Below are 18,580 nucleotides of genomic sequence, written 5' to 3' on the forward strand. Positions count from 1 at the left end.
CGGTGCGAGCCTAATACGAGGCTACGACCTACTCGATCCGGTGAGCGTCGAATTCGAACCGTTCCGTGTAGTCGCCGCGCGAGACGACAATGGTCGCGAGAACGTTCCGGTCCGGGGGTTGAACACGGACGGTGATCGAGCCCGAGTGTGCCGCATCCAGCTGTTCGACAACTGTGCGGCGGAATTCGACGGCTTGCCCGCTGTTCGCACCGAGGCCGCCGTCGTCGAGGAGCTGTACGGTGACGCCGCGTTCACGTGCAGACCTCGCGGCCGAAACGATGTCGGGTACGTCCAGTGCGCGTGCGCGAATGCTGTCCCGCAGAGTGGCCTCGACCAACAGCGCCTCACGCGTGCCGGCCTCGTCGAGCTGGGTGGATTCGGCGATGTGTACGAGCACCGGACGCACGAGTGAGTCGAGTCGGCGGAGCTGGCGCTCGCGTTCGTCGCGCGCGGCATCGGCTGCGGCCCTCTCGGTCACCTGACGAGTGCGTTCGTCGTGCAGCGCGTAGATGGATGCCGCGGCGGGACGCACGACCCGCGCGAAGAACGTTGCTGTAAGCATCAACCCCGCACACGTCACGAATGTCGACGCTGCGCCGGCGAAATCGGGTGACGCGTTCCAGTACACGACGAACGCGGCGATCTCACCGGCCCAGCCCGGCAGGACACGTCCCCGTACGCAAAGGAATGCGCACAATGCGGCCCCGCTGCCGACGGTGGTCGTCACTTCCTGGGTCTGAGTCGCGCTCGTGTCAGCGACGGTCAAGAGCACTGCTACCTGGGCGGACGGTAGTGCAGCGACCGCGAACGCCCACGTTCTCGGCATCGGGTCCCCGGACACGGCGAGCAGCAGCACTGTGCCGATGGCGAGGAGAGCGACGATGACGAACTCGGCAACACAACCGCCTTCGGGGCCCAGCATGGCCAGGCCTGCAGCGGCCACGAAGAGACCGGCGACGACGTACGCGCCCTTTGCCTGCATTCCGACAATGGTCGACGCGTCATGGCGAGGAGGTTCGGTCACGGAATCCTCGACCACTCGAGTGTGACGACTGTTCCTTCGCCGAGACGACTGTCGATCTCCGATGTGCCCCCATCCAGGGCGGCCATCCGACGAACGATGCTGATCTCTATGCCGAGTCGTCCGGTCCCGGTCGATGCCGTGTCGAACCCACACCCGTTGTCCGTCAGCGTGACACGTGCTGAACGCTGCCGAAGATCGACGGCGATGGCCCGCTCGGCGTGGGCTCCGGCGTGTTGGACGCTGTTGCGGAGCGCTTCGGCCATCGCTCCCCCGAGGGCGGACTCCACCGCCACCGGGTACATCGACGCGTTCTCGTCGATGTACGACGAGACGCTCACAGCATGAACCGAACGGGTCTCGTCGACGATCGTCGAGAGAGTGTCGGCAAGCTGTGCAGCCGTTACTCGGCCGGCCGGATCGGTGTCCTTCGCTGCGAGATCCAGTGCTTCGAGCGCCCTTCGCGCGTCAGCGGGTAGACGCCTATCTGTGTCGGGCCGGGTCGCGGCAAGCAGCGTTGTGAGCACTCGATCGTGAATCAGTGCGTCGAACCATGCCCGTTCGCGTTCCCGTGCATGCGCCACCGCGGTGTCGACTGCAGCACGTTCGACGAGTTCGGTTGTGGCATCCAGTACGTCGCCGGTGCGTAGGGCCATGATGACGGCTCCCGCCAGCAGTGCGGTTATTCCGAACGCCCAGATTGCCGCGTAGCCGATGGCCGACGGCGACGCTTCGGGCCCGAACAATCCCAGTTGATCGATGGCCGCAACCGACGTTGTTGCCACGAATTGAACCGCCAGCGTTACCAGCGGACGCCATACGAGTGCGGCGCAGAGCCCGGCGAGCCCGGCGAAAGCCGACAACCACGAGCCCCGCACGGCGCCGACGAGCACGTCACCGTTCCAGGCGACCAGCCACAACGCAGCCGCCAGGGGAATGCCCACCGCCGCAAACGTGGCCGCGGCAGTAACCCACGACGGCGCAACGATGGTCACGACGAACAAGGCGATACCTGGCACGAACACCGACACCATCGCAATCGGCGTCCACCACCAGGCGAGGATGCGAGCGCCTTCGGCAATCTCGGACACGGAAACCAACAGGAACGCGATGAACCCGGCGCCTACGAATCGTGCAATCACTATTCGAATGCGATTGCCGGGGGTGATCTCGTCGACAGGCGCGCCGCTCGTGGCCCGAGCCGCAGCGTCGCTTCCATGTCGCATCCCGGACACGCTACCTGCAGGTTCAGCGGCCGAGTTGCCCGCGTGCAGCGCCGATTTCGGGTTCACCGCCAAGCCTGGCGGCTCGTCCGGCGCGGTCACCGGCGGATCTGGCACCTTGCGAGTAACCGGCGTTCGCGCTCTGCCGTCGCCACGTTCCGCGGGCTTTCGAGGTGGCCGAATAGTAGTCGCGCAACTCGATCTCCTTGTTGCGCAGCACGAGTGCCGTGCCCGCATCGGGTCTCTCCTCGGCGATGGCCTTCACCTCGGCCTCCTTCTTGACCGCCTGGAGGCGTTTACCGATGCGCTCCGCGAAGGCCGTCTGGAAGTTCAAACGAGCGGTGACACCCGCGACAGGCACTACTTCTTTCGTCGTCCGACGTCTGGGGCCGTAGCCCTTCGTGACCGTGCGGACGGCTGTTTCTCCTCGATAGGCACCCGATTTGATGTACGTGTCCGACGCCCGGACCATTTGGATGAGCAGGCTCGAATACAGCGCCTCACACGTGTCGATGTCGGAGTCGAATCCGTAGGCGAACACCTGGGACGACGAGTGTGCGATGTCGCACTTGACGTCGTTGGCGAAGGCGATCGAGACGAACAGGTGCACGAACGTCTTGAGTCCTCGTTTTCCGGGCTCGCCGATCCTGATCACACGCTGCGCAGGAGTTGCGCGCTTCTCGCGTGACGCACTGTGCGAACGCGCCACCGCAAGATCGATCGATGTGGCCGACGCCAGGCGTTGCGCCGCTTCCATGAACGCCTCGGCTTCATGGGGATTGTCGGTCGACTCGGCCTGGCGTAGTAGCCCACCGATACGGGTCAGCATCTTGTCCGAACTCACGGGACAAACGCTACAACGCGCCACCGACAGCACCCGCAGGCGCACGCTGGTGCAGGTGTACCGATTCAGCTTCGCGGAAATGCGCCCGTTCGGATGCATCGTGTGTCAAAGTGCGTATCGACATGTGCGTCGGGGGGAGCACATTCTCCATTTGCTGTGACCCTCCCCACGCACACCACCGTGCACGAAGTAAGTGGAGAGAAAAACAATGGCGTCTTTCATCTCGAAGGCAGTGCTGTCGAAAGCAGCGGTGCTTGCGACAGCGGCAACACTGCTGACGCTCACCGCATGCTCCAGCGACAGCGAATCCAGTGATGCCGCGTCGGAGAACGCCGACGGCCGCGGGCCCATCACGTACGTCGAAGGAAAGGACACCACCGAAACAGGTGTGGTGCGCCAGATCATCGACGAGTGGAACGCTGCGAACCCTGATGAGCAGGTCACGTTCAAGGAACAGTCCAATGACGCCGATCAGGCTCACGACGACCTGGTCCAGCATCTTCAGGCCGAGCAGAGCGACTACGACGTCATGGCTCTCGACGTCATCTGGACCGCCGAGTTCGCGGCAAAGGGCTGGCTGACCCCGCTCGAAGGGGAGTTCGCCCTGGACAACGCGGGCATCCTGCCGGCCACCGTCGAAAGCGCCACCTACAACGGCACCCAGTACGCAGCCCCGAAGAACACCAACGGTGGTCTGCTGTTCTACCGCAGCGACCTGGTCCCGACGGCTCCCACCACCTGGGACGAGCTGACTGCCAGCTGCACGATCGCTGTCGAGAACAACATCGACTGCTACGCCGGACAGTTCGCGTCGTACGAGGGCCTGACGGTCAACACCTCCGAGATCATCAACGCGCACGGTGGATCGTTCGTCGGTGAGGACGGCAAGACGCCGACGGTCGACAGCCCCGAAGCACGGGCAGGCCTGCAGGCACTCGTGACGGCATTCGAGACAGGCGTCATCCCGGCTCAGGACACCACCTTCAAGGAGCCCGAGAGCCAGCAGGCATTCGAAGACGGTCAGGCTCTGTACCTGCGTAACTGGCCTTACGTCTACGGCACGGCGTCCAAGGAGGGCTCGGCTGTCGCCGGAAAATACTCCGTCGCACCGCTTCCCGGTGTCACCGGCGTCGGTACGTCCACCCTCGGAGGGTACAACGCAGCCATCAGCGCATTCTCCGAGAACAAGGCAACGGCAGCGGACTTCCTCCGCTTCCTGCAGGGTGAGCAGGCCCAGCGCATCATCGCCGAGGGCGCACTGCCTCCCGTTCTCGCCTCGTTGTACGACGACCCGGCTCTCATCGCCGAAATGCCGTACTTGCCCGCATTGAAGGCGTCGATCGAGAACGCGGTTCCGCGTCCGGTCACTCCGTTCTACCCGGCCGTGTCGAAGGCCGTGCAGGACAACACCTTCGCCGCGATCAAGGGTGAGAAGTCCGTGGATCAGGCGATCACGGACATGCAGGCCGGCATCGAGTCGGCAGGCTCCAACTAACGAGGCATTGCCTCGACGCGAGCAGGAGAACTTCATGGCTCTACCTACTGGTGACACCAGTGGGGCTGTAGACACGACCGCGGGCGGGGGGTTTTACCCCGCCCGCGGTCGGCATGCACGCACCGAGAAGAAGAAGCGGTTCGGATTGAGTTCCGGCCGCGCGTGGTTGCTCATCGCACCGACGCTCGTGATTCTGGCGATCGTCATCGTCTACCCCGTGATCCGGGCCCTGGTCATGTCGTTCCAGAAGGACGCGGGACTGGACCCGGCGACGGGGATGTTCGTCAAGGGTGGCAGCGCCGGATTCTCCAACTACACGCATTGGATTCTTCAGCAGTGCACGTCGGCATCAGGGACACTCGTTCCCTGCCCGCCGGGAACTCTCGGCTCTCAGTTCTGGGGAGCCGTCGGCAACACCGCGTTCTTCACCGTCGTCACGGTGTCGATCGAGGTCGTGATCGGTTTCGCGATGGCAGTCATCATGGGAAAGACGTTCGCCGGGCGTGCGTTGCTGCGTGCCGCGATCCTGATTCCGTGGGCCATCCCGACGGCAGTGACGGCCAAGCTCTGGTACTTCATCTTCGCGTACGACGGAATCGCCAACAAGCTTCTCGGAACGAACATCCTCTGGACAGGCGATGCCTGGCCTGCGCGATTCGCTGTCATCATTGCCGACGTGTGGAAGACGACGCCCTTCATGGCATTGCTCATTCTTGCTGGGCTGCAGATGATTCCGTCCGATGTCTACGAGGCTGCGCGAGTCGACGGCGCATCCGCGTGGCAGCGATTCACCAAGATCACCCTTCCGCTGGTCAAGCCGGCGCTCATGGTCGCGATTCTGTTTCGCACGATGGATGCACTGCGCATGTACGACCTTCCCGCGATCCTGACCGAAGGCAACCCGGCGACCAGGACGATCTCGATCCTCGTCGTCGAACAGATACGTCAGGGCTTCAACAGTGCGGCATCGCTGTCGACGATCTCGTTCATCATGATCTTCATCGTGGCGTTCATCCTGGTGAAGTTCCTTGGAGCCAATGCGGTTGCCACGCAGGAGAATCAACGTAAGGGAACCTCGTGAAAGCGGCAAGGATATACGTCGGTGTCGTGATCATCCTGGTCTGGGGCCTCGCTCCGTTCTACTGGATGGCCGTGACCGCATTCCGCGATCCGAGGTACACGTTCGACACCACACCCTGGCCTACGCATGTAACCCTCGAGAACTTCTCCAACGCGCTGTCGACGAGCAACGGCAACAACTTCATTCGCGCGGTGATCAACAGTCTGATCATCGGCGGTGCGACGACATTGATCGCCCTCGTCGTCGGAATATTCTGCGCATACGCTTTGTCGCGGATCGACTTTCGCTTCAAGTACATGGTGGTCGGAGTCGTGCTCGGTGCGTCGATGTTCCCGGTCGTGGCACTCGTGACACCGCTGTTCCAGTTCTTCACCAACATCGGCTGGATCGGCAGCTACCAGGCGATGATCATTCCGAACATCTCATTCGTTCTCCCCCTGACCATCTACACACTCGCAGCATTCTTCGCGGAACTGCCGTGGGAGCTCGAAGAGGCCGCTCGGATCGACGGGGCTGGACGCTTCCAAGCGTTCCGCTTGGTGATGTTGCCGCTCGCTGCGCCTGCGCTGTTCACCACTGCCATACTCGCGTTCATCGCGGCGGTCAACGAGTACTTGCTGGCAAGCCAATTGTCGAGCGACAAGACAGAACCCGTGACGGTGGCCATTGCTCGGTTCTCCGGCAACGATCCTCACGTGGTTCCGTATGCGGCCATCATGGCGGCGGGAACGATCGTCGCGATCCCGCTGGTGATCATGGTGTTGATCTTCCAGCGCCGAATCATTTCCGGTCTCACCGCGGGTGGTGTGAAGTCGTGACGGCTAGCGATCACCTCCAGATGCTCGCGGGGATACTCGGCTTCTTCGCGCTGATGGCCTTCATCGCCGCAGTAGCAGGCATCGTCGGCGGCGAGCCCCAGGTGTGGCCGTCCCTCGTGCTGCTCGGCTTGCTCGTGGCGCTCGGATTCGTGGTGCGGAGAATCCGCGCCTGAATTCGCGGGGCTGGAAAGTGCGCGTTCGCGTCCGAAAGTGACCGAATGAGTCATTCGCTGCGGTTCGGGGCTCGGCGCGCAGGTTTCAGCGAGCGCGCAGGTTGCAACATGTGCGTGGGCTGGAAGGTGCGCGTTCGCGTCCGAAAGTGACCGAATGAGTCATTCGGTCACTACCCGGGGCAGGCACGGCGAGCCGTAACTCAACCCTTGAGCCGCGCGAGCGCCACGAAGATCGGTTCCTCGCCGTCGAGGTCGATCTCCTTGCGTCGCAGGAACGCGTCGAGCAGACCCCAGACGAGGGCGGAGAGCTGGTCGACGAATTCGGCGGGCTCCAGTTCCTGATCGTCCAACCACAGGTCGGTCGCCGCCAACACCGCACCCACGGCAGCCCGGCACGCGTAGTCGATCCCGGTAGTGTCCGCATCGACGGACTTCAGGATCGTCTCAGCGACCGTCGAGAACCGGGTCGCGATGTCCCGGCCGATGTCGAGCGGGGGCGCCGCCGAGGAGTCCTCGGGTGTGGTCCGCGACTGTGCGAGGAACCGGAAGACGTTCGGGTGGCGTCCGACGACATCGGCGTATCCCGTGATGGCATGACGCAGCGCTGACACCGGTGCATCGAGGAGGAAATTGAAGTCCGACACCGCGAGTGTGTACACCTCGTCCGCCATCCGCTGAGCTACCGCGCTGTAGAGATCGGCCTTGTCGGCGAACTGACGGTACAGCCGGGGCTTGGTTGCTCCGGCCTCTCGCGCGATGTCGTTCATGCTCGGGTTCGGCCCGGCACTGTCGATAACTCGGTAGGCCGCATCGACGAATTCGTCTCGGGCTCTGCTTCTGCGCGCTTCCGGGTCGCGTGACGTCGGCATCCGCTCAGTCTAGGCGTTGTCCCAGGTGGTGGTGCGCGACTCTTGACAGCCTGACGCGAATTGGGGAGAGTTCACTTAGGCCGTACCGACGGTAACGTTAATCGTACTAGCGGTACAACATGCAGGAGCATCGATGACGATTTTCACAGAGCGAGCCCAAGCGCGGACAGTGAACGCCGACCGGGCAGCGCTGTCGGTGTACGAGCACGGAAACCCTGACGGGCCGGTGCTCGTGCTCGTACACGGCTGGCCGGACACACATCACCTATGGGACGGGGTAGTGCCGCACTTCGCCGAGAAGTTCCGCGTCGTCACGTACGACACCCGCGGTCACGGAGCCTCGACAGGCGACGGATCCGTTGCCGAGATGAAGCTCGCACAGCTCGCCGAGGACTTCATGGCCGTCGTCGACGCCGTGGCAGGTTCGACGCCGGTCCATGTCCTGGCCCACGACTGGGGTTCGGTCCAGGTCTGGGAGGCGATCTGCGAGCCGGGGTCCGATACCAGGATCGCGTCGTTCACCTCGATCTCCGGTCCGAGTCTCGACCACATGGGATTCTGGCTGCAGAATCCGAAGTTCACACCGAAGGGCTTGTGGCAGCTGCTGACACAGCTCATCTCCGGTGCCTACACGTTGTTCTTCATGGCCGGCCCGCTGCCTCGGGTGTTCTTTCGGGTGTTCGGGCGTAGGTGGATCTGGTCGACTTCGCTGCGCATCGTCGAACGTGTGGACAAACAGAATGTCCACCTCTCGCCCACGTTCCGACGCGACATGGTGAGTGGACTGCGGATCTACCGCGCGAACGTTCTGCACAAGGTGTTCAGGCCCCAGGAGCGCTACACCCATGTTCCGGTGCACCTGCTCGTCACTAGACGTGATCCGGCGATCCGGCCTGCGTCGTTCGACGGTATCGAGCGATGGGTGACCCGGGTGAGCCGGACCGATGTGCGGTCGGGGCATTGGCTTCCGTTGAAAGACCCTGCCTTGGTCGCGCGAGAGACCTGTGCATTCGTGGAGAGGATCGAACATGAACGAGCATGACCCCGGTGAAGTATCCCTGCAGGCCCGCAATGTCTCCTTCGACTGGTCGCAGACACCGCTGCACTGGATGCCCGAGGAGCCTATCGCCTCGCACACCGTCAGTGCGCTGAATCTGCTTCTGCCCGAGGGAGAGCGGTGGTTCTGTGCCACGTACGCCGAGGCTCTACCGCTGATTGCCGATGCGAAACTCCGTGAGGACGTGCTGGGATTCATCGGTCAGGAATCGATGCATGCCGAGACGCACAACGTCGTTCTGTACGACTACCTCGACGCGCATGATATCGACCCACGGCCGTTTGCAGCGCATGCGGAATATCTGATGCGAAAGGTGCTCGGCCCGCGACCTGCCTTGTCCGCCAGGGCCCAGAAGCAGCAGTTGGTCGAGCGAATCGCGTTGATCGGTGCGATCGAACACATGACTGCCTTCCTCGGAGACTATGCGCTCAACTCCCGGTGGGACGAGTTCGGCGGCGACGCCGCCATGATCGATCTCTTTCTCTGGCACGGGGCCGAAGAGGTCGAGCACCGAAACGTCGCGCACGACGTGGCGATGTACTTCGGCGTCGGCTACTTTCGTCGCAACATTTCGATGCTCTTCGCGTTCCTCGCGTTCATCGTGTTGATGCTTCGGGGCACTCGGTTCATCGTTCGGCAGGACCCAGCGTTGAAGGACCGCGGATACATCGCTCTGTGGTTGGCCTGGATGTCTGCGATGCGCCGCGGTTCGCTTCCTTCTCTGGCTCGGATGACGAAAGGCGTTGCACGGTACTTGAAACCGTCGTACTCCCCCGAGAATGAAGGCAGCACAGCTCAAGCCGTGGCCTATCTCGCCACGTCACCGGCGGCGAGGGCGGCTCTGACGTGAATCTCGCGTTGCCGATTCCGGACGCGATTCCGCCGGACCTGTACGGCCGTCGCGAGCGGGATCCGCTTCTGCGCGTGCTGGAGCGCCTGATGAACGCGCACATGCATTCTCTTCGATTCCTGCACCGAAGCGACGTTGTCGGTGAGCGACGTGATCGACGCCGGCAGGTGGTGGTGGCCCATAGAGCTGTCGAGGCTCACGACGACAACGTCGTCAGCTTCACGCTCGCATCGCCCGACGGTAGCGAACTCCCTGCATGGCGGGCGGGTGCCCACATCGACGTGGAGATGCCGTCGGGCAGGGTTCGTCAGTACTCGTTGTGCGGCGACCCGGCCGACGGTAAGCGCTATCGAATTGCGGTGCGTCGCATACCGGGTGGCGACGGCGGATCGATGGAGATGCACGACGACGTCGGTGTCGGGAGCCGACTGATCATTCACGGTCCACGCAACGCGTTTGCGTTCGCAGTTCCAGGTCACGGGTCCACTGCCGAGCATCTGCATTTCGTCGCGGGCGGTATCGGAATCACTCCGATCCTGCCGATGATGCGACTTGCGCACCGACTCGGACTGGATTGGTCGATGGTGTACACCGGCCGGAGCCGGAACTCGTTGCCGTTTCTCGACGAGATCGACGACTACGGCGACAGGGTGACGATCAGGACGGACGACGTCGACGGAATTCCCTCGGCAGACATGCTTTTGACGGGATCACGCACCACATCCGCTGTCTACGCGTGCGGGCCGATGCCGATGATCGCTGTTCTGAACCGGGGTGTGAACCCGGGTTCGGAGTTTCATTTCGAACGGTTCTCGGCGCCGCCGATCGTGAACGGCGCGGAGTTCGAGGTGGAGCTTGCGCGAACCGGGCAGCGAGTCACGGTGCCAGCGGACAAATCTGTCCTGGACGCAGTCACACCGTTCCGTCCGGATATTGCGTATTCCTGCAGGCAGGGATTCTGTGGGACGTGTCGTGTCCCGGCTGTCGGTCGCCCGGAGGGCATGCTGATCTGCACCGATCGCTCGGCCGGTGAGCGGGTCGTTCTCGACCTGTGATTCATCCCGCCCAATGCGGAGGCGCTCCGCACCAGGTGGATGAGGCGCTTCGCGCCAGGTGGCGCGGTTAAGTGCATTCCCGTGCACTCAACCGCGCCACTGGCGGCGGAGCCGCTGGACCTACGCGTCGATGATGAACGCCTCGAGCTGCGTGCGCGCGACGTCGTCCGCGAGCTGCTTCGGCGGGCTCTTCATCAGGTATGCGGAAGCCGGGATGACCGGTCCGCCGATGCCGCGGTCGAGCGCGATCTTGGCCGCACGCACAGCATCGATGATGACGCCTGCGGAGTTGGGCGAGTCCCAGACCTCGAGCTTGTACTCGAGGCTCAGTGGCACGTCACCGAAGGCACGGCCTTCGAGGCGCACGTAGGCCCACTTGCGGTCGTCGAGCCAGCCGACGTGGTCGGACGGTCCGATGTGAACGTCCTTGGCGTTGAACTCCTTCTGGAGGTTCGACGTCACGGCCTGGGTCTTGGAGATCTTCTTCGACTCGAGGCGCGTGCGCTCGAGCATGTTGAGGAAGTCCATGTTGCCACCGACATTGAGCTGCATGGTGCGGTCGAGCTGAACACCGCGATCTTCGAACAGCTTCGCCATGACGCGGTGTGTGATGGTGGCACCGACCTGGCTCTTGATGTCGTCGCCGACGATGGGAACGCCTGCGTCGGTGAACTTCTTGGCCCAGACGGGGTCGCTGGCGATGAAGACCGGCAGCGCGTTGACGAAGGCGACGCCTGCGTCGATCGATGCCTGTGCGTAGAACTTGTCGGCCTCTTCGGACCCGACGGGCAGGTACGACACGAGCACGTCGACCTTGGCGTCACGCAGTGCCTGAGCGACATCGACCGCTTCGCCGTCGGCCTCGGTGATGGTCTCGCGGTAGTACTTTCCGAGTCCGTCGAGGGTCGGTCCGCGCAGCACCTGGACGTCCTTCGGAGCAACGTCGGCGATCTTGATGGTGTTGTTCTCACTCGAGAAGATCGCGTCGGACAGGTCGAATCCGACCTTCTTGGCGTCGACGTCGAATGCGGCGACGAACTCGACGTCGCGGACGTGGTACTTGCCGAACTTGACGTGCATGAGGCCGGGGACAGTGGTGTTCTCGTCCGCGTCCTTGTAGTACTCCACGCCCTGTACCAGGGACGAGGCGCAGTTGCCTACACCCACAATGGCCACGCGGATGGCGTTGCTGTTCTCACCCATGGTCGGGTTCTCCTTCTGGTTTCGTTCTATGTGTCGACTTGGGGGTGGCGGTCGGGCCCGCCTGCTCGGCTGCGATGACTTCGTTGAGCCAGCGCACCTCTCTGTCACTCGACTCGAGTCCGAGCTCGTGAAGCTGACGGGTGTAGCGGTCGAGCGTCCCGCTTGCTCGATCCACGGCTTCGCGGAGCCCTTCGCGGCGCTCCTCGACCTGACGTCGCCGGCCTTCGAGAATGCGCATCCTGGCTTCCGCCGGGGTGCGACTGAAGAAGGCGAGGTGTACGCCGAATCCGTCGTCTGTGTAGTTCTGCGGTCCTGTGTCGGCTACGAGTTCGGCAAATCGCTTCTTGCCTTCCGGAGTGAGCTCGTAGACGCGCCGTGCTCGACGCTTCACAAGAGTGTCCGGACCGGCGTCCTCGGCAATCAGCCCGTCCGCCTGTAGGCGACGTAGAGCTGGGTACAGCGAGCCGTAGGAAAACGCTCTGAATGCTCCGAGCAGGCCGGTCAGGCGCTTCCGAAGCTCGTAACCGTGCATCGGAGCTTCGAGTAGCAGGCCGAGAATTGCTAGTTCGAGCACGACTACCCCCTTCTCCGATCACTGGACCGCGTTCTGCGATGCGCTCTGCGAGCATATACGCAAATTATATCGACTCGATATATGTACATACATAGCGGCAAGTGAGGTTGTAAGGACAAAGCCGCAACCCGGCCACGGCGGGTAATGTTCGACGCACGGTGACCCGACGCCCGCAACGCCTCGTCGTGCGGACTCTTCCTACTGCGTCGGGAATTGAATGAACATTGCCCAGCCCCGCACCCTCCGCGTCTTCGTCGCCGGATGGGTAATTCAAGACGGATCGTTTCCGCGTGCATCGGTAGGTGACATTGCGGATGTCGTCCTCGAGCACCACCCGTCGCCCGTTCCGTCTGCCCGCGATGAAGCCCGAACGGCGATAGCCAGGCCCGCCTATGGCACGGCGCCCAGCAGGTACCGCGACGGACGGCTGCGGTGGTTGCATCTCGTCTACGGCGACGGCTGGAGCAGCCAGTGGTGGACGGACGAACCCACCAACGGTCCGGTCACTCTCACCGGCATCTTCAGTGCAGGCCTCGGCGGCTTCGGGATCGATATGCCCCCTCACGTCCTCGGACGGATCGTCCGAATGTTTCTCGTACACAGGAAAGTCCAACCGACAGGGAACGGTTGGGCCGGCGTCGACGGCACCGACCAGCTCACCGAAATCGATACTGTGCCGATCGAGAACGACTGGTGGCCGTCCGAGACCACCACGGAGGGCGATCTGGTCGCATCGGGCATACTGATCGACCTCGATCTCGACGATGTACCCGAGCGGCCAACACCTTTCGTCGCCGGAGCCGTTGCGGTCGACGGAGACTGCGTGTGGGTGATGCACTCGTCTGACCCGATACTCCTTCGGGTGGAAACAACGAGCTCGACGATCACCCGATACTTGTTGCCGCTGACCATCGAGCCCACGATCGACCGATGGGCACGACGCATACACGCAGTCGACGACGGTGGCTCGTGCGCACCTACCCCCATGCGCAGCGATTGCGCATGTTGAACGAAGTCGACCGACGCCTTGTGCCCGTGGACGGCCCGGCAGATGTCGCTGCCACGCGCGCAGATCGAGCGACGGGAGCGGATGGCACCCTGTGGTGCGTCGACGGCACGCACACACTACGGCGCATCGGCCTCGACGGCGTGACGTCGACGATCGACCTCTCGGGACGAACTGCAACGGGCCCAACTGAAGTGGGCACTGTTCGATGGGCGACGCCAGATGCGTTCACCGACCCCGCCAACGCGGACGTGGTTGCCCGAATCACCTTCGACGTCTCGCGCTTTCAGAGGAAGGCTGAGTGAGTGCGTGACCGCTTCGAACTCGTCACCTCGTCCACCTTGACCGGCGATCAGCGGCGGGCAGGCGACACGTGCGTCGGATTGCCGGCGAAGTCGGTTTCGACCCACCCGCCGGAGAGGTCGGGGACGCTCACCGATACCGAGATCCGTTGTTCGCCTTCGTCGTTGTCGATGCTGACCCAGTCGACTACGCCCTGGGGCGCCCCGACGGTCTCGGGTGCGCCGGCGATGACGCCCGCTACGACGGCCGAATCGAGGAGATTCCAGTCGAAGCCGAGCTGGCCTTCCTCCGGTAGGGATGTTTCCTTCTGTGGTTCGAATCCACCGTTGACCATGATCCGCTCGACCCGACCCTCGGCGTCGAGGCGATAGACGTCGGCGCGCGAGCCCTCGTCTACCTGCAGGCTCAGCGATACCACCTGGGAGCTTCCGAATCGCTCGATGAAACGGTTCCGGAAGTCGTCGAGACCCGTGGCGGTGTCGAACACGAAAGGTCGGGCGACGATCGGCGTGACGTCGTCCGGCACTGGCATCGACACCGTCTCCACCGGAGACGGCACGGGGGCTGCGACCGCTGCCACCTCCACCTTGTCCTCTCTCGTCGCGAAGAACAGCACCAACCCGGCGGCCACGATCACCACCGACCCGAGCGCGAGGAGTACCCGGGGCCTCGAAGCCGATCGTCCGGCCTCCGGCTCGGGAAGATCGACATCGAGTTGGAGGTCGGCGACGAGCCGCCGGAGCTCGTCGAGAGTCACTGCCGTTCGCGCGCGCTCGGTTCTGAGTCGGTGCTCGCCGAAGGTGAGCTGCCCGTCGGCGTATGCAGTGTCCAGTGCAGTCGCCGTGAGTGCGCGATCGATGTCGCGAGCACGCAGGGCAGTAGAGCGGTACTTCGATGTCGATGCCATGGTGTCCTACTCGCCGAACCGGAACGGAGTGACGTACAAGAAATTGCCGGACGGATCGACAGACATGGAGCCTCGTTCCTGATCGGTGTTGTCGGCGCTGATCGACACTTCCGGCCCGTCGGTGTCGCCTCGGATCTGGATGTTGACGGTGTCCACTCGCGAGAGGTTCAAGCTCTCTGCAGCGCCCGCGACGATGCCCGAGATCTTCTGCAGATCGATCGAGGTCAGATCGACCTGCGGCTGATTCGCCGTCCGCGGACTCGACCAATCGTCGTCGAAGTCCTCCAACACCCCGTCGCGGAAGTCGTACGTCACCTGCTTCTGCGGAGTTCCCGGCCCCGGCATCCGGACGATCGCGTACTCGGGATACAAACCAAGACTGTCGACGACGGTGGTTCCGGTCTTGGCCTGCACTGCCGCTGCGATGTCGGCCACGATGGCCGGGTTCTGGTAACCCATGTCACCGTAAGGCTGGACGGGATCGGGTGACGTCGCGCAGGCACGGACGCCGAAGGTGAGTGCGACGAGACCGACGACGACCGGCACCGCGACGGAGAAGAAGCCGATCCGCGACGAGCGAGCCGTTCGCACCGGGTGTGCCAACTGGATCGGATCCGCCATCGGTGCGAGCTCGGACTCGTTCTGCAGGTCCTCGATCAGGGAATGCAGATCTGCGAGCGTCTCGGCCTCCATCGCCAGGTCGAGTCGCGCGGCATGCTCTTCCTCTGACAACTGCCCATCGGCACGGGCCTCGTCGAGCGTCGCGCACGCGTCGGTGCGATCGGTGTCTCTCGCACGGGTGGCGGGTGGAAGTCGCGTCGGCACAGGTGGAGCATAGTTTTGCAGGCCCCCGATTGCACCGGACCGACGGCGGGCGGCCCGTGTGTTCTCGCCCGCACGTACTCTGGTTCTCGTGCGACTTCAGCGACAGGTGGTGGACTACGCCCTTCAGCGACGGTCGCTGCTTGCCGAGGTGTACTCGGGTAGGACGGGAGTGAGCGCCGTATGCGACGCGGATCCCTACCTTCTCCGGGCCGCCAAGTTCCACGGCCGCGGCAGCGACGTGGTGTGCCCTATCTGCAGGAAGGAACAACTCACGCACGTGTCGTGGGTGTTCGGCGAGAAGCTCGGACCGTTGTCCGGTTCCGCGCGGACCGCGGAAGAGTTGGTTCGCCTGGCCGCTACTCAGGAGGAGTTCTCCGTGCACGTGGTCGAGGTGTGCAGGTCCTGCAGTTGGAATCATCTCGTCCAGTCCTATGTACTGGGTGCAGTGCCGGCCCCCAAGCAACCGCGACGGCCACGGTCGAGCACTCGTCAACCGAACCGTCGAACCGCGAGCGAGTGACACAATCGCCTCGCTGACCGATCCGGTCGGCACGCAGGAGTGCCCGCCCAACCACTGGAGACCTGTACGTGAGTTCCCCCTACGACAACACACCGGGTGGTAGTTCCGGAGATCGCGACCCGTCCCGACGTCCGCCGAATGTGCCACCGGGCGCGCCCGGTCGACCTCCCGGCCCTCGCCCTCCTGTCCCACCTCCCGGTCGTCGTCCTGCGGGACCTCAGGGCCCGCAGGGCCCTCAGGGGCCACGGCGTGACGCTCAGGGCCGACCGCTAGGCCCACCACCGGGCTCCCTGCCTCCGAGGCGCGACGCCCAGGGACGGCCACTGCCCCCAGGGCCTGTGCCGCCCGGTCAGGGACGACCGCCGATGCCGCCACGGGACGCTCAGGGCCGACCGCTCGGTCCGCCGCCGGGCCGACCTGCGTTGCCGAATTCCCGTCCGGTGAATTCGCAGCCGCCGAACACGCGGCTACCTGGTGCTGACCGCCCGGGTGCCCGTTCCACCGGCGCTCCGCCACCGATCCTTCCTCCGACAGGTCCGCCGGACGAGGTTCCACCACGCAATTCGGGCAGTGAACCGCCCGAACCGCCCGAGAGAGGTTCCGCCGCGAAAACGAAGAAGAAGTCCAGGTGGCGCACCGTTCGCCGAACGCTGTATGCACTGATAGCGCTCGGTCTGATCGTGCCGATCCTGGCGTTCATGGTGGCCTACACCGTCGAGGATGTTCCGCGTCCCGGTGACATCAAGACCAACCAGGTGGCGAGGATCCTCGCCTCCGACGGTACGAGCGAGATCGGCAGGGTAGTTCCGGAGGAGGGAAACCGGACGGACGTGTCGATCGATCAGATCCCGCTGCACGTGCGCAACGCGGTTCTGTCCGCCGAGGACCGAGACTTCTACTCCAATCCCGGGTTCTCCATTACCGGTTTCGGGCGTGCACTCCGCGACAACGTTCTCGGCCGCGACAGCGCGGGCGGTGGCTCCACCATCACGCAGCAGTACGTGAAGAACGCGCTCGTCGGGTCGGAGCGAACCCTGACCCGCAAGATGCGTGAGCTCGTCATCTCGTCGAAGATGGCACGTCAGTGGTCGAAGGACGACATCCTCGCTGCGTATCTGAACACCATCTACTTCGGCCGCGGCGCGTACGGCATCGCTGCCGCCTCGACCGCCTACTTCGGAAAGCCGGTCGAACAGCTGACCGTCGAGGAGGGCGCAGTTCTTGCTGCGACCATCCAACAGCCCTCCGGCTTGGATCCCGAGTTCAATCCCGAAGGTGCGCAATCTCGCTGGAACTACGTCCTCGACGGCATGGTGAGCCAGGGCAACATCGATCAGGCTCAGCGCAGCGCGATGGTGTACCCGGCATGGATTCCGAGCGCGCAGGCGAATGTCGGAGACAGTGACAGTGGGCCGAACGGCTTGATCAAGGCGCAGGTGCTGCGTGAGCTGTCCGCGTCCGGAGTGAGCGAGCAGGATCTCAATACCGAGGGTCTGCAGATCACCACCACCATCGATCCGGTGGCGCAGGCCGCTGCGATCGACGCGGTCGACTCCAACATGGAAGGCGAACCAGCGGAGCTTCGGACGGCGTCGGTGTCGATCGACCCACGCACAGGTGCCGTCAAGTCGTACTACGGCGGCGCCGACGGGAGCGGATTCGATTTCGCGCAGTCAGGACTGCAGACCGGCTCGTCGTTCAAAGTGTTCGGTCTGGCCGCTGCGCTCGACCAAGGCATCCCGCTGTCGCAGATGTACGACAGCTCGCCGTTGACGGTCAACGGCATCTCCATCGGCAACGTCGAAGGCGAATCCTGTGGCACCTGCACCATCGCGGAGGCCCTCAAGCGCTCGCTCAACACGAGTTTCTATCGGATGCAGCTGGCCATGGACAACGGTCCGCAGGCCATCGCGGACATGGCGCACAAGCTCGGTGTTGCGGAAGAGATTCCCGGCGTCGGGCCCACGCTCACGGAAGGCGACGGGGTCGGCCCGAACAACGGCATCGTCCTCGGCCAGTATCAGTCGCGTGTCATCGATATGGCCTCGGCGTACGCCACGTTGGCAGCCTCGGGTGTCTACCACCAACCGTACTTCGTGCAGCGGGTCGTGACTGCCGACGGCACAGTGCTTCTCGATCGCGGCATGGAACCGGGCGAGCAGGTCGTGTCCTCCGCTGTCGCAGACAACGTCACCTCGGCGATGCGTCCGATCGCGGGCTACTCCAATGGTCACAACCTCGCCGGTGGTCGGCAGTCCGCAGCGAAGACCGGTACCGCGCAGCTCGGTGACACCGGCGAGAACAAGGACGCGTGGATGGTCGGTTACACCCCGTCGTTGTCCACCGCTGTGTGGGTGGGCACCGAGCAGGGTCTGCCGCTGCAGAACAGCTACGGCGGGTCCATCTACGGTTCGGGTCTACCGTCGGACATCTGGAAGGACACCATGGACGCAACGTTGGAAGGATCGACCAACGAGACGTTCCCGACGCCTGAACCGATCGCGGGACAGGCTGGTGTGCCGCAGTATTCGGCGCCTGCAGCGCCAACGACCCAGGTCACGACGTCGGCGCCACCACCGGTGACGCTGCCCATCCCGACCGAGATCTCTCCCCCGGTGGTGATCACTCCGCGCCAGGTCGAGATTCTTCCCGGTGTCACGATTCCACTCCCCGGGCTCGCGCCCGCGGAACCGGAAGAACCTGCGACACCCCAAACGCCGGCCCAGGAACCCGTCCCAGCCCGGTAATCTTCCCCA

General features: G+C 63.9%; 19 protein-coding genes. 11 read left to right on the forward strand and 8 right to left on the reverse strand.

The annotated features are described in order from the left end of the window. Positions 1-28 precede the first annotated feature (28 nt). From ACODSO_RS00300 to ACODSO_RS00310, 3 genes are read right to left on the reverse strand one after another with little or no spacing between them, the layout of a single operon-like run. Positions 29-1,024 (reverse strand): hypothetical protein, encoded by a 996-nt coding sequence (locus tag ACODSO_RS00300; RefSeq protein ID WP_489034156.1) that lies wholly within the window; start codon positions 1,022-1,024, stop codon positions 29-31. Beyond that, complete coding sequence (locus ACODSO_RS00305) at positions 1,021-2,346, reverse strand: sensor histidine kinase (protein ID WP_489034158.1); 1,326 nt, start codon at positions 2,344-2,346, stop codon at positions 1,021-1,023. The genes ACODSO_RS00300 and ACODSO_RS00305 overlap by 4 nt, the downstream gene beginning before the upstream one ends. After that, the gene (locus ACODSO_RS00310) at positions 2,270-3,088 is read right to left on the reverse strand and encodes a DUF2786 domain-containing protein (protein WP_489034160.1); all 819 of its coding nucleotides are present in this window, start codon (positions 3,086-3,088) and stop codon (positions 2,270-2,272) included. Before ACODSO_RS00310 ends, ACODSO_RS00305 begins: the two co-directional genes overlap by 77 nt. A gap of 208 nt (positions 3,089-3,296) precedes the next feature. On the opposite strand from ACODSO_RS00310, the gene ACODSO_RS00315 reads away from it, so the two are divergent. From ACODSO_RS00315 to ACODSO_RS00330, 4 genes are read left to right on the forward strand one after another with little or no spacing between them, the layout of a single operon-like run. Then, positions 3,297-4,583, forward strand: a complete 1,287-nt coding sequence (locus tag ACODSO_RS00315) for an ABC transporter substrate-binding protein (RefSeq protein ID WP_489034162.1) — start codon at positions 3,297-3,299, stop codon at positions 4,581-4,583. A 34-nt stretch (positions 4,584-4,617) separates the two neighbouring features. Further along, positions 4,618-5,664 carry a carbohydrate ABC transporter permease gene (locus tag ACODSO_RS00320; RefSeq protein ID WP_489034163.1) on the forward strand — a complete coding sequence of 349 codons (1,047 nt, stop codon included), beginning with the start codon at positions 4,618-4,620 and terminating at the stop codon, positions 5,662-5,664. Then, positions 5,661-6,482 carry a carbohydrate ABC transporter permease gene (locus ACODSO_RS00325; protein ID WP_489034164.1) on the forward strand — a complete coding sequence of 274 codons (822 nt, stop codon included), beginning with the start codon at positions 5,661-5,663 and terminating at the stop codon, positions 6,480-6,482. The genes ACODSO_RS00320 and ACODSO_RS00325 overlap by 4 nt, the downstream gene beginning before the upstream one ends. Then, on the forward strand, positions 6,479-6,655 hold the full coding sequence (locus tag ACODSO_RS00330) for a hypothetical protein (protein WP_489034166.1): 177 nt from the start codon (positions 6,479-6,481) through the stop codon (positions 6,653-6,655). The genes ACODSO_RS00325 and ACODSO_RS00330 overlap by 4 nt, the downstream gene beginning before the upstream one ends. Positions 6,656-6,855: 200 nt before the next feature. Here the strand turns inward: ACODSO_RS00330 and ACODSO_RS00335 are convergent, their stop codons facing one another. Continuing rightward, positions 6,856-7,524, reverse strand: a complete 669-nt coding sequence (locus tag ACODSO_RS00335) for a TetR/AcrR family transcriptional regulator (RefSeq protein ID WP_489034167.1) — start codon at positions 7,522-7,524, stop codon at positions 6,856-6,858. A gap of 133 nt (positions 7,525-7,657) precedes the next feature. Here ACODSO_RS00335 and ACODSO_RS00340 point away from each other — a divergent pair, with 133 nt between their 5' ends. Genes ACODSO_RS00340 through ACODSO_RS00350 form a run of 3 tightly spaced genes read left to right on the forward strand, consistent with a single transcriptional unit; the run spans position 7,658 to position 10,486 of the window. After that, positions 7,658-8,566 (forward strand): alpha/beta fold hydrolase, encoded by a 909-nt coding sequence (locus ACODSO_RS00340; protein WP_489034169.1) that lies wholly within the window; start codon positions 7,658-7,660, stop codon positions 8,564-8,566. Next, a complete protein-coding gene (locus ACODSO_RS00345; protein WP_489034171.1) occupies positions 8,553-9,431 on the forward strand; it encodes a metal-dependent hydrolase in 879 nt (292 codons plus the stop codon). The genes ACODSO_RS00340 and ACODSO_RS00345 overlap by 14 nt, the downstream gene beginning before the upstream one ends. Then, complete coding sequence (locus tag ACODSO_RS00350) at positions 9,428-10,486, forward strand: PDR/VanB family oxidoreductase (protein ID WP_489034173.1); 1,059 nt, start codon at positions 9,428-9,430, stop codon at positions 10,484-10,486. The genes ACODSO_RS00345 and ACODSO_RS00350 overlap by 4 nt, the downstream gene beginning before the upstream one ends. Before the next feature lie 120 nt (positions 10,487-10,606). On the opposite strand, the gene ACODSO_RS00355 is transcribed toward ACODSO_RS00350, so the two are convergent. Beyond that, positions 10,607-11,689, reverse strand: coding sequence for an inositol-3-phosphate synthase (locus tag ACODSO_RS00355; protein ID WP_068371810.1), 1,083 nt, complete (start codon positions 11,687-11,689; stop codon positions 10,607-10,609). Continuing rightward, positions 11,682-12,263, reverse strand: a complete 582-nt coding sequence (locus ACODSO_RS00360; RefSeq protein WP_068371813.1) for a PadR family transcriptional regulator — start codon at positions 12,261-12,263, stop codon at positions 11,682-11,684. The genes ACODSO_RS00355 and ACODSO_RS00360 overlap by 8 nt, the downstream gene beginning before the upstream one ends. Before the next feature lie 217 nt (positions 12,264-12,480). On the opposite strand from ACODSO_RS00360, the gene ACODSO_RS00365 reads away from it, so the two are divergent. Both ACODSO_RS00365 and ACODSO_RS00370 read left to right on the forward strand, forming a co-directional pair. After that, the gene (locus ACODSO_RS00365) at positions 12,481-13,272 is read left to right on the forward strand and encodes a hypothetical protein (protein WP_489034176.1); all 792 of its coding nucleotides are present in this window, start codon (positions 12,481-12,483) and stop codon (positions 13,270-13,272) included. Beyond that, a complete protein-coding gene (locus ACODSO_RS00370) occupies positions 13,266-13,574 on the forward strand; it encodes a hypothetical protein (RefSeq protein WP_489034177.1) in 309 nt (102 codons plus the stop codon). The genes ACODSO_RS00365 and ACODSO_RS00370 overlap by 7 nt, the downstream gene beginning before the upstream one ends. Before the next feature lie 47 nt (positions 13,575-13,621). Here the strand turns inward: ACODSO_RS00370 and ACODSO_RS00375 are convergent, their stop codons facing one another. Both ACODSO_RS00375 and ACODSO_RS00380 read right to left on the reverse strand, forming a co-directional pair. Continuing rightward, entirely contained in the window at positions 13,622-14,479 is an 858-nt protein-coding gene (locus ACODSO_RS00375) for a DUF1707 SHOCT-like domain-containing protein (protein WP_489034179.1), read from the reverse strand. A gap of 6 nt (positions 14,480-14,485) precedes the next feature. Continuing rightward, the gene (locus ACODSO_RS00380) at positions 14,486-15,304 is read right to left on the reverse strand and encodes a DUF1707 SHOCT-like domain-containing protein (RefSeq protein WP_489034181.1); all 819 of its coding nucleotides are present in this window, start codon (positions 15,302-15,304) and stop codon (positions 14,486-14,488) included. 88 nt (positions 15,305-15,392) lie between these two features. On the opposite strand from ACODSO_RS00380, the gene ACODSO_RS00385 reads away from it, so the two are divergent. Beyond that, the gene (locus tag ACODSO_RS00385; RefSeq protein ID WP_489034183.1) at positions 15,393-15,824 is read left to right on the forward strand and encodes a DUF5318 domain-containing protein; all 432 of its coding nucleotides are present in this window, start codon (positions 15,393-15,395) and stop codon (positions 15,822-15,824) included. A 365-nt stretch (positions 15,825-16,189) separates the two neighbouring features. Next, on the forward strand, positions 16,190-18,571 hold the full coding sequence (locus tag ACODSO_RS00390) for a transglycosylase domain-containing protein (RefSeq protein WP_489034185.1): 2,382 nt from the start codon (positions 16,190-16,192) through the stop codon (positions 18,569-18,571). Positions 18,572-18,580: the final 9 nt, after the last annotated feature.

The organism is Rhodococcus sp. FG69, assembly GCF_057808915.1.